Below are 16359 nucleotides of genomic sequence, written 5' to 3'. Positions count from 1 at the left end.
GATAACCGATAGCAATAAGTACTAATATAAGCACTAGCCACATTTTTTGGCGTGATTTCACAGGTTTATCTGTGGATGATTTGCTTGATAAAGGACGCATTTCTTTCTTATTCATAAGATGGTCGATTTATGTTAAAAATATAAGTAGCCATACTATAGCAAACTCAAAATAAAAAGCCTATCTAATGATAGATAGGCTAGTAGTTATTAAGAGTTGACGTTAGTTATTCGGGACGATATTTAAGGCTTAAACTTCACCGTACCACTGGTGCCAGTCGTCATTGCGTCGCGAGTAAGCTGGTCCTCCAAATGGTTTTTGGCACTGATAGCATCAGGATCAGGGCGATGCTCTGTATGACCGCACTGAGTACATTCGATGTATTCATCAGGTTCGGGCGTGACGATATTGACTTGTACTACCGCATCCATTGCCTGACATTTGGGGCAGCGCACACCCGCCAAAAACCGACGTTTGGGGCTGGAGGATTGATAGCGCATTTAAATCACCTCACCTGTCGTTTGTGTATTTGCCGCCTCAGTCGTCTTGGCATCGCTAAAGCCGCTGTGACGCAATAAAGCATCGATACTGGCACTACGCCCACGGAAATTCTCAAAGTTGGTCTTAGCAGGGAAGCTACCACCCACTGATAAAATCGTCTCACGAAATGCTTTACCAGTGAGGGGATTAAAAATACCATCTTCTTCAAACTTACTAAAAGCATCAGCAGATAATAGCTCGGCCCATTTATAAGAATAATAACCAGCGGCATAACCCCCAGCAAAGATGTGACTGAAACCATTGGCAAAGCGGTTATAGTCAGGTGTCTGCATAACAGCGATATCGTCACGCACGGTATTTAGCGTGACTAAGATACCTTCATAATCAAGCGCTGGTGTATGCGCATGAATCAGTAAATCAAAAAGTGCAAACTCAATTTGACGCAGCGTCTGCATCCCACTTTGGAAGTTTTTTACCGCCAATAATGCATCGAGTTTATCTTTAGGTAGTGGCGCGCCTGTCTCGACATGGCTACTAATGAGCGCGATACCTTCGGCGTCCCATGCCCAATTTTCCATAAACTGACTGGGTAGCTCAACCGCATCCCATTCGACGCCATTAACGCCAGCGACATCACCAATGGTGACTTGGGTCAATAGATGGTGCAAACCATGACCAAACTCATGGAACAAGGTAATCACTTCATCATGGGTCAATAAGCTTGGTTTACCATCAAGGGCAGGGGTAAAGTTACCAACCATAAAGCACACAGGCAGCTGTTGATGGTCCTGCTCGTCATAAGTATAACGCGACTGGAAACCGCTCATCCAAGCACCGCCGCGTTTACCACTACGGGCAAATAAGTCAAAGTAAAAGCCACCGAGCAAGTTATCATTAGCATCGAATAATTGATAAAAACGGACGTCGTCGTGCCAGCGCGATACAGAGGTTTTATCCGTATTATCGTTCGGACTGTCATTGTTTTGTTCTTTTACTTTGATACCGTATAAACGTTCTACAATAGCAAATAAGCCGCTAACCACTTTTGGTAAGGGAAAGTAAGGGCGAATCTCCTCTTGCGATAGGCTAAATTCGCTTTGTTTGACCTTTTCTGCGATATAAGCACTGTCCCATGGCTGCAAGTCATCAATAGCATATTCTTTGGCATATTTTTGCAACTGTGCTAAGTCTTGTTTAGCGGTTGGGGTTGCTTGCGTAGCCAAATCACGTAAGAAGGTCTCCACTTCCGCCACGCTATCTGCCATCTTGGTTGAGAGCGACACTTCTGCATAATTATTAAAGCCCAATAGCTTGGCTTTTTGCTCACGTAATTGCAAAATTTGACTCATGATATCGGCGTTGTTTAGTGACTCGCCTTTAGCATTGCTGTGCTTATCAAACTCAGAAGCACGGGTGACATAGGCGCGATATAGGGTCTCACGTAAATTGCGATCGTCAGCATAAGTCATAACAGCAAGGTAAACGGGGATATTTAAGCTTGCTACGTAATAAGGCGTTGGTAGCGCATCGATATCCGTTTGTGTGAGCGCACCGCTGGCAAGTTCGCGTGCTTTATACTGTTCGCCGGCATCAGCCAGTAGCGCCAGACCGCTTTCAGTCAAGCCAGCTAATTGCTCTTGCTCAAGCGGCAAAGCGTATGCTTGGGTAGCATCTAAGATATGATCTGAGAATGTCGCTGACAACGTTGATAGCTCACTTTGAATAGCAGCAAATTTTTCTTGCTCAGCTTTCGGTAACGCAACACCTGATAACTCAAAGCTGCGTAGGGCAAGCTCAATGGCACGCGCTCGTGCTGGCTCGAGCTCAGCGAAAAATGCTGTGTCATTTACGATGGTTTGATAGCGGTTAAATAGCGGCTGATGCTGACCCACACGCGTGCCATAAGCCGACAGCTTAGGTAGCAGCTCGTGATGCACATGACGAATATCATCATTGCTCATTACACTATTGAGATGTGACAAAATACCCCAGCTGCGGTCCAATGCCACATTGATATGGTCAAAGGTCATCACCTCGGTCAGAGCTTGCTTAGCACTGATATCAGTACCATTCTCGCTATTGGTCGTTGCTGTCAGCTCATCTAAAAAAACATTGGCTGCATCGATAGCGCTAATAACTTGGCTTTGTAAGCTGTCTGGTGTGGCACTGGGAAAATCAACAAGGTGTAAATCTGGAGAAATAGAAGTCATAAAAATATCCGTTATTGATGAATGAGTTATTATTAATAGGTGTGCGGTTATAAAGGGCGTTCATTTGGTAGAAAATATGCAGTCATAAGACATATATTGCAAAAGTTATAGCTAATAGCACTGTCTCGGTTTTAAAGTGAATCCACTATATAATATTTGTACTTATTTTTTTCGGACTGACTATTACTGTCTTATGTATAAGCTAAGCTATATAAAATATGGGTTCATTTGATAGGAATGCAACCTCGTCATTTGTAATGTAGAGAGCTGAGTGGTGTTGCTCTCGATATAAAAATATCCTTAAAACCAAGTATTTCCTGTTTTATAACAATATAGATTACTCTACTTACAAAGCGCTATCATTTGCTTGCAAATTAACCCTATAGCGGTTGAGGTTTGACTGTTAGCATCAAGGTAATGAAGCATAAAAAGCAGGTTTTAAGAAAAACACCTTCATTAAAAAATTACTAATAAAAAAAGTACCAGCTTTAAAAATAAGACAGAAAAAAGCATTGGCCAAAATAACTAATATGAAAATATAAGTGTTATAGCCAGTTCAATATAAACACAACATACAACGGGACTGAAATGCTTTCGCTTAAAATATAAATTTTTCAGCATGGATTTAAGCATAGAAATGGCGTAGGCATAGCAAGCCAGAAATACTACTTATAACGTTAAGAGTAAATGATAATAAAATAAGGAGCATTATATGAAAGCGACTCTCAAAAGTTTACGAGAAACCAAAGCCGACCCTGCGGTTAGTATCTTCGTAAAAACGCATCGCGAGCACCCTGCCAACGATAAAGATCCTATTGCCCTAAAAAACCAATTAAAAGTAGCCGAAGAACGCTTAACTAATGAATACGATAAGCGTACTGCGACCACAATTTTAGATAATATTCATGCTAAAACCAATGAGCTCAATCATAATTATAACCTTGATACTTTAGCGATATTTGCCAGTACTGAGGATGTGAAAATTATTCGCATGCCTATCGACACAACAGAGCGCGTGGTGATTTCGACCAGCTTTGCGACTCGTGATCTAGTCCGTGATATGGCCAGTGCCGTTCATTACTATACGGTGGTATTAACGCGTGATAATGCTCGTTTGATTGAAGCATCCAACGACCGTGTCGTCAGAGAACTTGATAAAGATGACGATGTACAAAACAATATGGAAAACATTCAGTTTCCTATCGAAAACAATGGGTTGTATACAACGGGTGATGGCGGCTCGGATCGTTCCGCGAATAACGAAAGCAGCTCCTTAAAAGAGTTTTTTAACCAAGTAGATAAAAGCGTACAAGAGCTGTGGGGTGAGCACAAGATGCCTCTGGTCATCGTTGGTGATGCAAAAAATATTGGCTACTATAAAGAAGTCTGTGATCGTCCAGATAACATTATTGCTACCGTATCAAATGCCACCAATTTAGAAGATGGTAGTGCCCAGCATATCGTTGATAGCGTACAAGAAGCAGTAGAAGGCTATCGTACATCGCTACATCAAGCGGCTATGGGTGAAATTGATAAAGCGCGCGGTGCAAACATGCTGCAGACGGATTTACAAGAAATTTACCGTAGTGCCTTCCAAGGTGTGGGCGAAACGCTCTATATCCGTCGTGGCTATATGCAATCTGCCAAGATTGATGAAGAGGCGCAAACCTTAAGTCTGGCTGATGATGCTGCAGCAGAAGGTGTGACTGATGATGCGGTTGGCGAAATCATCGAACATGTGATTCATAATGGTGGTGAGGCGGTATTTATGCCACAAGACATTATGGGTGAAGACCAGCCGATTGCTCTAGTCACTCGCTATTAATGGATGGCTTAGATTCAGTAATGAATTAGCCATTGGTCATTGATATCACATAGGTATAACATGGAGCATTGGTTCGATACGAGCCAATGCTTTTTTTATATGTATAGCTATAATAGACAATTATTTTCGATACTTTTGAACTCCTATTGAATGCCTATTATTAAATGGAATTTTCTGAAACCAGATAAGAAGCATGGTCACTTCTAGACTCAATAATTTTGTCCGAGAGCCATCGCTTTTAACGCTTACTACTCTATAGATACTGAGTTTATGACTAATAAAATTATGACTAATACCACCTCTTTTGTTTTAACCAGCTATAACATTCATAGAGGCATGTCGCCGATGAATCGCCAAGTCAAAATACAAGGTATCGCTAAAGCACTCGATATCATTGGCTCAGACATACTGTGTCTACAAGAAGTGCAGGGGCAAAACCTCAAGCGTAACATGCAATACAACGAATACCCTGATCAGTCCCAGCATGAATGGTTTGGTGAATATCTGCAATTAGAAAATAGCTATGGCAAAAATTCAGAATATGACAATGGACATCATGGCAATGCCGTTCTGAGCCGTTTTCCACTTGATCCAAAACACAACGTCAATATCACCGTCAATAAGCTTGAGCAGCGTGGGGTTCTACATTGCGAGGTACAACCGATAGGCTGGGAGATGCCCGTCGTCGTTTTATGCGCTCATTTAAACCTATTTGAACGCGATCGTATCAAGCAGTATGAAGCCATCTCTAACTATGTACGTAATGAGATTAGCCGCGATCAGCCGTTGATTTTGGCAGGTGACTTTAATGACTGGAAAAAAATGTCCTGCGACAAGCTGGCGTCTGACTTGGGTATGACCGAAGCTTTTAAGCATTGTCATGGCAAGCTGTTACCCACGTTTCCAGCTAAGCTTCCTGTGCTGAGCTTAGACCGTATTTACGTACGTAATCTTAGGGTCAAAGATGCTTGGGTGCACACTGGCAAGCCATGGTCAACGCTATCAGACCATCTACCTTTGAGTGCAGAGTTGGCCTTGCCGTAGAATAAAAGACAGGCTTATCGTAACGTGTCACTGCTATATTTTTTTAAATTTGAGGCGATATAAAATAATAAATAAAAGGATAATAACTTATGTCTAATAAACAACTACCAACGACTCAACACGCTGTACTCATACGTGAGTTTGGCGAGCCTGAAGTGATGACGTATCAAGACGAGGTGGCTATTCCTGAAATAAAGGACAATCAAGTATTGGTTAAAGTCGCTTATGCTGGCATCAATCCTGTCGATTACAAAACCCGTCAAGGCAAAGGTTGGGGCGCTGACAGTGTGCAAAAAAATAAGTTTGACCATGACCAGACAGCTATCTTGGGGTTCGATGTAGCAGGCGTTGTGGTCAAAAGTAATAGTGATGAATACGCGGTTGGCGATAATGTCGCTGCGCTTAGTTTCGGCGGCAGTTGCTACGCTGAATATGTCGCAGTCGATGCTAAACTAGCGGCGAAAGTACCTGAGTCTGTCACGCTGGAGCAAGCGGGAGCACTGCCGTGTATCGGGCAAACAGCGCTACAGTTTGTAGAGTTTGCAGGTATTAAAGACGGTGAGCACGTGGTGATAAATGCCCCAGCAGGCGGCGTTGGTCATTTGGCGATTCAGTTTCTGATGAATAAAATTACTGAGGATAATATAAAAGTAAGTGTTATTTGCTCGCCAGAGAAATATGAAAAACTGGATGGCTTAATAGATAAAAGCAAGCTGACAGGATGGATTGATTATACCAAAGACGATGACTTTCCTAAGCTGCAAGCCGATGTATTACTAGATTTAGTCGGTGACGACGCTGGCGTGCGTGCCTTAAAAGTTGTGAAACAGTCAGGACGTGTCTATGTATTACCGACAATTTGGGTCGATAAACTAAAAGAAGCAGACAGTGGTAAAGACTTAAGTATAGAGGGTTATGCAGTACAGCCGAATGGCCAAGATATGGCAAATGTTTTACAAGAGGTCGCTGAAGGTAAACTGACCTTGCATATTCAGCAAGCACACCCCTTGTCTAAAGTAGTAGAGGCCCATCGTGAGCTACAAAAAGGCGGTACTTTTGGCAAGATTGTTTTAAAAGTAAGCTAAGTGACGTTATAGCTAAGTGACGTTGGCTTAATTAAATGTCACCTATCTAAAATTTGTCTAAATGTGAGGCTAATCCGTCCTTCAGAGATGGATTTGGTCTTGGTGATGGTATGCTTCCAGAATGTCTGCGTATCACCATGCATGACGATAAGCTGACCAGACTCAAGATGAAGCTCAACTTTATCTTGAGTTTTTTTATGTTTAAAAACAAACTTGCGCGTGGCACCAAGAGACAAGGAAGCAATAATTGGCTGCGCACCTAACTCTTTTTCATCATCGGCATGATAACCCATGCCGTCCTCGCCAGAAGGGTAGTAGTTGAGCAAGCAAGAATTAAAATCAGCGTTGATGCCTATTTTTGCTAACTGCTGTTCGATATAAAGTTTCACATGAAACACTGTATCTGACCATTCGATAGTTTGACTGGAATGTCCAGAATATTGATAACTGACACCACTATCACCCATCCAAACGATTTGACGTGTGGTGACATGCGTTTTGCCAAATAACGTGACAATATCAGATTGCCAAGGTAGCTCGGTCAACAGACTATAATATAAAGCGCTTGGGTAATCGATAGTTATCCCTAAGTCATTCACCTGACCATCATAAGGCAAGAGGTTATCATTAGGCATAGGAGCAAAAAGGTCAGTCATCGTTAAGCTTGTTTGCTGCTTTGATAATGTTCATTGATAACCTGAGCACACAATTCTGGCGCTTCCATCGGTAATAGATGCCCATAATCTGTCAAGGAGATGATACTGTCGTCAGGGACAAATTTTTGCCACTGCTGACGCACTTTATGATTGATAAATAACGTCGGCTTACCCGTAATAAGGGTATAAGGACAGCTGAGTTGCTTAAGCGCTGCATCGATATGAGGCGCACCAAAATAATTGGCCAGTTCTTGTTTGGGGGCAAACATCAAGGTGTAATCACCGTCATTATTGGCGGTTAGGCTTTGCTCAGCAAATATCCTCAGGTGTTTATCACTGATACGTCTATAAGCACGTTGCGCGCGCAAGTGCTCGTAGTAATCATGGATACTTGGCCAGGTAGCTTGTTTAGTCAGCGTACTTTTAAAAGGTTCGCGGCTCAGCAGTAGCTTGCGTGGCAGTAAGTTGTATAGTGTCGCTTGTTTTTTGGTAAACGTCACAGGCTCTATAAGATAGAGCTGTGAGAAAAGCTCTGGGCGCAGGGCAGCGGCTATCGCAGTGGCGGTTGCCCCTTGTGAATGACCGATACCAACGACAGGCTTATCTTGGGTTTTTTCCAAAAACTCAATCAACATATCCGCATCTTGTTCGCGGGTGAGGCGACGGCTCTGCGGCTGATCGTACCAATAGCCGCGCAGGGCCAATGAGGTAATATCAAAGTCAGTTGCCAACGCACTTAGCAATGGCGTGTAGGTGCCAACGGTAAAACTATTGCCGCCATAAAAATGTGCAGCTTGGCGTTGACTATTAGCTGTGTTCGCTGCTGAATTCAGCTGCTGCAAATCATAATAGCGTGCTTGTTTGCCGCCAAGGCTGATACTGTTGGTAAATGCTTCCATAAAATAGTCACTTCCCTGTGCAAGGTTTTTCTAATGTGTAAGGTGTTTTTAATAAATAAGATAGCTTTAATAAGTAAAACACCTTTAATTAATTGTCTTCACCTAAGAAACCACCACTTTGGCGATGCCATAAGCGTGCATAGACACCGTGAAGATTTAATAGCTCATCATGGCTACCTTGTTCGATAATTTGTCCTTTATCCATGACCACCAATCTATCAAGAGCGGCGATGGTAGAGAGTCTATGCGCAATCGCAATGACGGTTTTGCCAGTCATGATGTCATTTAAGCTTTCGGTAATGGCAAACTCAATCTCAGAATCAAGCGCACTGGTGGCTTCATCCAATAATAAAATCGGCGCATTTTTTAGCATAACACGTGAGATAGCAATGCGCTGACGTTGACCGCCAGAAAGTTTGACCCCGCGTTCACCAACTTGGGTGTCGAGTCCAGTGTTACCTTTGTCGTCATATAAGTCTTTGATAAAGTCCCATGCTTGGGCTTGTTTGGCAGCAATAACAATTTCTTCGTCGCTGGCATCGGGACGTCCGTAAGCAATATTCTCACGCACGGTACGATGCAATAATGAGGTATCCTGAGTGACCATGCCAATTTGCTGACGTAAAGATTCTTGGGTGACCTCATCAATGGCTTGTCCGTCGATGTAGACTTTACCGCTATCAACATCAAAGAAGCGTAGTAGCAAATTAACAAGGGTAGATTTACCCGCACCTGAACGTCCGACTAAACCAATTTTCTCACCTGATTTGATATCCAGATGGAAGTTATCGAGAAGTTTATTAGTAGGTGCTGTCGACGCCTCGATCTCTTTTAAAGTATTGCCTTCACTATCGATGCTATCAACATTACTCACATCGGCCACATTACCCATATCAGCTAAGTTACCTTCATAACTAAAATCAACATGATCAAAAACGATACGACCATCGGTGACTTTTAAGTCTGGCGCATTCGGTTTATCAATGATGGTTTGCGGCGCTGATAACGTGCGCATGCCGTCTTGTACCGTACCGATACTCTCGAACAGGCTAGCCGTTTGCCACATAATCCAGCGTGTTAAACCATTTAACCGCAGCGCCATGGCGGTCGCAGCAGCAATAGCGCCAACGCCAACGGCACCTTGTTGCCATAAATAGATACCAATACCCGCGGTACTACTGACCAAAATAACACTGATAAGATGGGTTGAGACTTCAAGGTAGCTGACCCAGCGCATTTGTGCATGCACCGTTCCTAAAAACTGTCCCATAGCGTTTTTGGCATAACCAAGCTCACGGCGTGAATGGCTAAACAGTTTGACGGTCATGATATTGGCATAAGCATCGGTAATACGCCCTGTCATCAAGGCACGAGCATCTGCCTGTACGATGGCGGTCTGTTTTAATTTAGGAATGAAATACCACATCGCCAGCCAAACCAGCCCGAACCACGCAATAAAAGGTATTAACAATAGGCTATCTAAATTAAATAGAATGATACCTGAGGTAATAAAATACACCGCGACATACATAAACATGTCGGTGACCGTCATCACGGTATCACGTACGGCCAACGCCGTTTGCATCACCTTAGCCGAAACACGGCCAGAAAATTCATCTTGATAAAACTGCATCGATTGACCGAGCATACGCTGATGAAAACGCCAGCGCATCTGCATAGGGAACACGCCTTGCAAAGTTTGAAAATGAATAAGTGACGATAAGGTAATCCAGAATGGGCTGACTATCATGACGGCCAGTATCATTAGCAGCATATCGCCTTTTTCTGCCCAGAGATTCTGCGGGGTATAAACGCCGAGCCAATCAACGATATTCCCAATCCAAGCAAATAGCATTGCCTCGTAGATACCTATACCAGCAGATAAAATCATGAACAGCAATAACCAGCCGCGTAGACCTTTGGTACATGCCCACATAAACTTTACCATGCCATCGCGAGGTGATGGTAGCGGCATGGGTGTTTCAGGAAAGGCAGGTAATCGATTTTCAAAAAAGCGAAATAGAGCATTCATAGGCGGTAATAAAACATCAATAGCAGTACGTCAAGATAAGCATTATAAGGCGCTATCTTGAATCGTTACTTTTGTGATTAGGAATGTCTGTTATTTTAACAAAATTCACTCTGATGGCTGCATGCTAATTGTAAGCTGAGCGACATAGGTTGTATGTAACTCCCCACCAATACAGTGCTGGTATGAAGAGTCTTGGCATTAAAAATTACTGTCAATCAAACACTACGATAAATAGATTGCCGAATAAGAAATATTTTGTTACATTCCATGGTTTCGCATTATTTAATAGCGTCTGTAAATAATTATTAAATGACAAATAAATGATAAAAGAGTCAGGCAATTGAAAGCAGATGTAGTACTAACAACAGTAGTAAATACCAATAATAAATACGCAAAATTGCGGCTGAATAAAGGTAAAATCAATGATGTATTTAACGATAGCGGTGCTGTGTAGTGTCGCTGTGTCGGTACTTTTGAAAATATTGCGTCAAAAAAATATAGATATTCGCCAAACGATTGTGGCAGGTTATCCCATTGCTTTTTTATTAACCTGGGTTTTATTAAAACCTGATGTCAGTAGCATTGGCACACTTGGTAATGCGTGGGCTATTATTATCGCTCTTGGTATATTGTTGCCAGCGGTGTTTATCATCCTTGGGCGGGCGATTGAAGCGGTGGGCATGGTGGCGACTGATGCTGCGCAACGCCTATCGTTAATCATTCCCATTGTGGCTGCCTTTTTATTATTTGGTGAAGTGCTCACTGGAACGCGAATATTTGGATTAGCGTTAGGATTCTTGGCGCTTGGTGCATTGGTTTATCGTCCGCAGCAAGCTGATATCAGCAAACAAGTCAAACGTACGCCGCTTTGGTTATTTGGGGTGTGGGCCGGCTATGGCATCATTGATATTTTGTTTAAGCAAGTCGCCAAGCAAGGTACGGCTTTTCCTTTAACCTTATTTGTGACCTTTGGGCTGGCAGGGTTGTTGCTATTGGTTTATTTGCTCATCACGCGCGTACGCTGGCAAGGCAATGCCCTGGTCGCAGGATTATTATTAGGTGCGCTGAATATGGGCAATATTTATGCGTACGTACGGGCGCATCAAGTATTGTCTGAATCACCAAGTATTGTATTCACGGGTATGAACGTTGGTGTGATTGCCGTTGCGACGTTAATTGGTGTGGGTGTGTTTAAAGAGCAGCTTAATCGAATTAATATATTGGGTTTATTGTTAGCGATTGGCTGTGTGGCCGTGCTGTTTTTAGCGTAGGATTTTCACTTATATTTATAACTACATTTGTGATTTCATAAAACTGTTAACTTATCAGATATAGGCACGTAGGGCATCCTATGGTAAGGTTATTTACAGTCAAGCCCATAACAACATTTGGCTAAAGACTTATTATAAAAATGTTTTACCTTTATTAATTAGGACAGGATGCACACCCAATGGAATACGAAAAACAATTACAGCGTATAAAAAATGGTTCAGGTTTTATCGCCGCCCTTGATCAAAGTGGTGGCAGCACGCCAAAAGCGCTAGAAAATTATGGCGTCAGTGGCGATGATTATGACAACGATGAAACCATGTTTGATTTGGTACATGAAATGCGCGCGCGTATCATGACTTGTGATGCATTTGACAATGAGCGCGTACTTGGGGCGATTTTATTTGAAGATACCATGGAGCGCGAAGTCAATGGTAAGCCGACCGCCAATTATCTATGGGAAAATAAAAATATTGTACCGTTCTTAAAAGTAGATAAAGGCTTGGCTGAGCAAATGAATGGCGTCCAAGTGATGCGTCCGATGCCAAATTTAGATTTATTATTAGATAAAGCAAAAAACTATCCCGTATTTGGTACCAAAATGCGTTCAGTCATTTATGAGCCAAATGTTGACGGTATTGAACTGGTTGTGCAGCAGCAGTTTGATGTGGCAAAGCAAATCATCTCAAAAGGCTTAATGCCTATCGTTGAGCCAGAGGTAGATATCAACAGCGCGCAAAAGCATGATTGTGAGCTGATTCTTAAAACCAGTATTTTGAATAACCTTGAGCGTTTAAATGATGGTCATCAAGTGATGCTCAAACTGACGTTGCCTGAAGAAGCAGGCTTTTATAAAGAGTTGATCGATCATCCAAAAGTATTAAAAGTAGTGGCACTATCGGGTGGCTATAGTCGTAGCGACGCTTGCGCTAAACTTAAACAAAACCCGGAAATGATTGCCAGCTTCTCGCGTGCCTTTACCGAAGGCTTGAGCAAACAGCAAAGCGATGAAGAATTTGCAGCGACCATCAATACTTCAATTGAAGAGATTTATGAGGCGTCAAAGGTTTAAAACCTTAAACATTAAACCTTTATAATTGATTTTGAATCCCAGCTGACTTTAAGTTTGCTGGGATTTTTCATATGGTGTTTATAGTAGAAAGATATTAAACTTGTGTTTGTTTTTATGGTTTCTGGAGAGGTTGTGTTGCGTTTTATTGTTTTAGGATTGCTTTTATTAAGTACTAGTATGTTTAGCTATGCCAATATGGCGTCACCTATCATCAACGGTACTACTGTCGGCACGGCATATTCAAGCGCAGATATTGATATTCTCTCTGAAACCATAAATATCAACATCAAAAAAGGTTTTCATGAAGCTGATTATGATATTACTTACGAAATTTATAGCGATAAAGAAGGAGAACGAGTACCGCTGATTTTCGAAGTGTTCGAAGATTATATAAGTAATGATTCAGAAAAAAGTTTTACCATTAAGGTAGATGGTCAAACTATACCAGTGCTTAGAAATTATGATTATAAAAGTGATTCAACAGCACTGCCTTCTTACTATGATGCTGAAACGGATACTGCTATACCGTTTAATGATAACGCTAAATACTTTGAGGTCAACTTAAGTGAAGGCAACCATGTCATTACTGTCAATTATTCTGCTTATCCTACAATAGAGCGTAGTAATTGGACCAATCAATATATCTATAGCTATTCATTAAAACCTGCCAAAACTTGGAAGAGTTTCGGTGACCTGACCGTTAATCTAAAGATTGCTGATGAACCACAATATTTGAAGACAAATCTTGGCGAACCTTTAAGTGGGATGATAAAAGCAGATTCTAAGTGGTTTTTTGATCATATTCCTAACGATGTTTTAGAAATATCTTACCGACAGCCACCAAGTTCTTTGGCTCAATGGCTGATTGATTTAGATGGAAGAGTAGTATTTTTAGTATCGATAGTATTACTTGGTTTTATGCATTATAGATCATTGCGCTTGAGTCATAAAAGGCGTTCTAAACAAGCAAAAATAATCCTTTGGTTGGGAGTGTTCATTGTGCCTTTCATAGCATTGATGATGGTTTTCTATAAAATTTACTTTATAGACTGGTTACTAGGCGAGCATGCCAGTAGGTATCATGGTTATACCATTTTTATTATTATTTTTGGTTATCCGCTAACTTTGCCTTTTTATTTACTCATTATGAAACTGTGCGATTTATTCCTTAAAAGAGTTTTTCCACGAGACTCAAAAATAGACGTAAAAAAAGCTTAAACCTAGCGACTAGATTTAAGCTTAAGCATTAGATATCAAACAATCAAACCTCTTTATACAACTGACTGCCCGTGGCATGATGTTTTTGTGTCATCTCATCCATACCTTGTTGGATGTCTGCGGCGCCCATAGCATCGATAGCAATGGCACTGCCTTCTTTAGCATCTAAACCCGCCGCATACTCCCGCACGTTTTGAGTGATTTTCATTGAACAGAACTTCGGTCCACACATCGAGCAAAAGTGCGCTGATTTGTGCGCGTCTTTTGGTAGCGTTTCATCATGGAATTCGCGCGCGGTATCAGGGTCAAGCGCCAGATTAAACTGATCGTCCCAACGGAACTCGAAACGGGCTTTGGATAAGGCATTGTCTCGCGCTTGAGCGCCGGGATGACCTTTTGCCAAATCAGCAGCATGGGCGGCGATTTTATAAGTGATGATACCGTCTTTGACGTCTTTTTTATTTGGCAGTCCTAAATGTTCTTTAGGTGTGACATAGCAGAGCATCGCCGTACCAAACCAGCCAATCATCGCTGCGCCAATCGCGCTGGTAATATGGTCGTAACCCGGTGCAATATCGGTGGTTAAAGGCCCTAAGGTATAAAAAGGTGCATCGGCACAGACCTCTAATTGCAAGTCCATATTTTCTTTAATACGGTTCATCGCCACATGACCGGGGCCTTCTATCATCACTTGCACATCGTGCTTCCAAGCCAGTTTAGTCAGTTCACCAAGGGTACGTAATTCTCCAAATTGTGCCTCATCATTAGCATCTTGCAAACAACCGGGACGCAAGCCATCGCCTAAGCTAAAGGCCACATCGTATTGCTTCATGATTTCACAGATATCTTCAAAGTGGGTATATAAAAAGCTCTCTTTATTATGAAACATGCACCATTGCGCCATGATAGATCCGCCACGTGAGACGATACCAGTCAAGCGTCTGGCAGTCAGCGGCACATAACGCAAAAGTACACCAGCGTGGATGGTGAAGTAATCAACGCCTTGCTCGGCTTGTTCGATGAGCGTATCGCGGAAAATCTCCCACGTTAAATCCTCTGCTACGCCATCGACTTTCTCTAACGCTTGATAAATGGGGACGGTACCAATCGGCACGGGTGAATTGCGAATTAACCATTCGCGGGTTTCATGGATATGATTGCCCGTCGATAAATCCATAATATTATCTGCACCCCAGCGCGTCGCCCATGTCATCTTTGATACTTCTTCATCGATGGAAGAACCAAGCGCCGAGTTACCGATGTTGGCGTTGATTTTTACTAAGAAATTACGCCCGATAATCATCGGCTCAGATTCTGGATGGTTAATATTATTGGGGATAATCGCGCGCCCAGCGGCGACCTCAGAACGCACAAATTCAGGAGTAATAATAATTGGTGTGTTAGCGCCAAAATTCTCCCCATCGTGTTGGCGCATATCAGTCAGCTCATGCTGTTTTTGGGTTTCGCGAATGGCGATAAACTCCATCTCAGGAGTGATAATGCCGCGACGAGCATAGTGAAGCTGAGTCACATTGCCAGCTTTGCCATCTACAGCTTTGGCGCGGCGCGGCTTATCGATATGAGCAAAGCGCAAGTTAGCAGTGCTGATATCACGGGCGCGTGCTTGTCCGTATGAGCTTGATAAGCCACTTAGTTGTTCGCTATCGCCGCGCTCTTTAATCCAGCCTTCGCGCAATTTTGGTAAGCCTTTGGTCAAGTCAATGCTGGCATTGGGGTCGGTATAAACGCCAGAGGTGTCATAAACATAGAATGGTGGGTTTTGTTCCCACTCATTTTCAGAGACGTTTTGAATAGGGGTAGGGTCAAGGGTGATTTCGCGCATGGGCACTTGAATATCAGGTCGTGAGCCTTCGATATAGACTTTGCGTGAAGCAGGCAAAATACGGTGTAAGTCGCGCGCGTCCTCTTCGAAACGAGCGTCGGTTTCGCTACGATGGGCGGGGGTTTTTAGCGCGTCTGCTTTGGAGGTTTTTTTGGTGGGGGTGGTTACTTGTAAAATAGTCATATGCTGTCCTAGCGTGTTGTTTTGAATAAAAGCAACACCGCCAGTAGCTGCGGGGTAAGACTATGTTATACGGACAAATGTAATCGCCAAACAAATGAGTCATCAAATTAAATTTAATCAGTCGTTTGTAAAGGATTACTCGGCGCAATTTCTTATAAATCACCATACCGCACTAAAACGCTGATGGGTGCTGGCAACCATAAAAAGGCATTTCTGCGCGCCTTTTGTACAGATATAACATAGTCTTAAGACTTCCCTGCGTCGGTACTAACCGCATCAGGTTCGGCGGGTGATCTCTCAGCGAATGTACAATGGCTTTTAGCCACTTATACACCGCACCCCGAGTCTGTCAGTGTTGTAAATCATCTTGATACTAACAAAATTAGCAGCCCACGGCTAATGCTAATTATTCATATAGACAAAAATAAGGATGATTATAAATACTAATCTATCACCCCACTCTCAACATCGAAAGTGATTGAAAAAAGAAGAGCATCTCACTAACCTATTGTTTTCGACCAAGA

General features: G+C 42.5%; 12 protein-coding genes and 1 riboswitch. Of the genes, 6 read left to right on the top strand and 6 right to left on the bottom strand.

Features of this window, described 5'->3' with window-relative positions; translation table 11 throughout:
• Positions 1-240 precede the first annotated feature (240 nt).
• Positions 241-498: a YheV family putative zinc ribbon protein gene (locus ACT3TU_RS10830; protein WP_192524230.1), complete on the bottom strand. Its 258-nt coding sequence runs from the start codon at positions 496-498 to the stop codon at positions 241-243.
• Positions 499-2709, bottom strand: coding sequence for a M3 family metallopeptidase (locus tag ACT3TU_RS10825; RefSeq protein ID WP_444784371.1), 2211 nt, complete (start codon positions 2707-2709; stop codon positions 499-501).
• Positions 2710-3421: 712 nt separating this feature from the next.
• Here ACT3TU_RS10825 and ACT3TU_RS10820 point away from each other — a divergent pair.
• From ACT3TU_RS10820 to ACT3TU_RS10810, 3 genes are all read left to right on the top strand, one after another.
• Positions 3422-4534, top strand: coding sequence for an AOC03_06830 family ribosome hibernation factor (locus ACT3TU_RS10820; protein ID WP_444784370.1), 1113 nt, complete (start codon positions 3422-3424; stop codon positions 4532-4534).
• Positions 4535-4819: 285 nt separating this feature from the next.
• Entirely contained in the window at positions 4820-5578 is a 759-nt protein-coding gene (locus tag ACT3TU_RS10815) for an endonuclease/exonuclease/phosphatase family protein (RefSeq protein WP_444784369.1), read from the top strand.
• 89 nt (positions 5579-5667) lie between these two features.
• Positions 5668-6663 (top strand): NADP-dependent oxidoreductase, encoded by a 996-nt coding sequence (locus ACT3TU_RS10810; RefSeq protein ID WP_444784368.1) that lies wholly within the window; start codon positions 5668-5670, stop codon positions 6661-6663.
• A gap of 38 nt (positions 6664-6701) precedes the next feature.
• Here the strand turns inward: ACT3TU_RS10810 and ACT3TU_RS10805 are convergent, their stop codons facing one another.
• The 3 genes from ACT3TU_RS10805 to ACT3TU_RS10795 all read right to left on the bottom strand — a co-directional run bounded on the left by ACT3TU_RS10805 (position 6702) and on the right by ACT3TU_RS10795 (position 10250).
• Positions 6702-7319, bottom strand: a complete 618-nt coding sequence (locus tag ACT3TU_RS10805) for an alpha-ketoglutarate-dependent dioxygenase AlkB family protein (protein ID WP_444784367.1) — start codon at positions 7317-7319, stop codon at positions 6702-6704.
• 2 nt (positions 7320-7321) lie between these two features.
• Positions 7322-8218 (bottom strand): alpha/beta fold hydrolase, encoded by an 897-nt coding sequence (locus ACT3TU_RS10800; protein WP_444784366.1) that lies wholly within the window; start codon positions 8216-8218, stop codon positions 7322-7324.
• Between the two features lie 88 nt (positions 8219-8306).
• Positions 8307-10250, bottom strand: coding sequence for an ABC transporter ATP-binding protein (locus tag ACT3TU_RS10795; RefSeq protein WP_444784365.1), 1944 nt, complete (start codon positions 10248-10250; stop codon positions 8307-8309).
• A 422-nt stretch (positions 10251-10672) separates the two neighbouring features.
• Here ACT3TU_RS10795 and ACT3TU_RS10790 point away from each other — a divergent pair, with 422 nt between their 5' ends.
• The 3 genes from ACT3TU_RS10790 to ACT3TU_RS10780 all read left to right on the top strand — a co-directional run bounded on the left by ACT3TU_RS10790 (position 10673) and on the right by ACT3TU_RS10780 (position 13809).
• Positions 10673-11521, top strand: a complete 849-nt coding sequence (locus ACT3TU_RS10790) for an EamA/RhaT family transporter (protein WP_444784364.1) — start codon at positions 10673-10675, stop codon at positions 11519-11521.
• Positions 11522-11700: 179 nt separating this feature from the next.
• Entirely contained in the window at positions 11701-12591 is an 891-nt protein-coding gene (locus ACT3TU_RS10785; protein WP_444784363.1) for a fructose bisphosphate aldolase, read from the top strand.
• A gap of 102 nt (positions 12592-12693) precedes the next feature.
• The gene (locus ACT3TU_RS10780; RefSeq protein ID WP_444784362.1) at positions 12694-13809 is read left to right on the top strand and encodes a hypothetical protein; all 1116 of its coding nucleotides are present in this window, start codon (positions 12694-12696) and stop codon (positions 13807-13809) included.
• A 43-nt stretch (positions 13810-13852) separates the two neighbouring features.
• Here the strand turns inward: ACT3TU_RS10780 and thiC are convergent, their stop codons facing one another.
• Complete coding sequence (thiC, locus tag ACT3TU_RS10775) at positions 13853-15835, bottom strand: phosphomethylpyrimidine synthase ThiC (RefSeq protein ID WP_444784361.1); 1983 nt, start codon at positions 15833-15835, stop codon at positions 13853-13855.
• 236 nt (positions 15836-16071) lie between these two features.
• A riboswitch (TPP riboswitch) is annotated at positions 16072-16188 on the bottom strand.
• Positions 16189-16359: the final 171 nt, after the last annotated feature.

Origin of the sequence: Psychrobacter sp. AOP3-A1-26 (assembly GCF_052378235.1) — a bacterium.
GTDB lineage: Bacteria > Pseudomonadota > Gammaproteobacteria > Pseudomonadales > Moraxellaceae > Psychrobacter.
The sequence above is the reverse complement of the archived record's forward strand: the minus strand, read 5'-3'. Positions and strand labels throughout refer to the sequence as shown.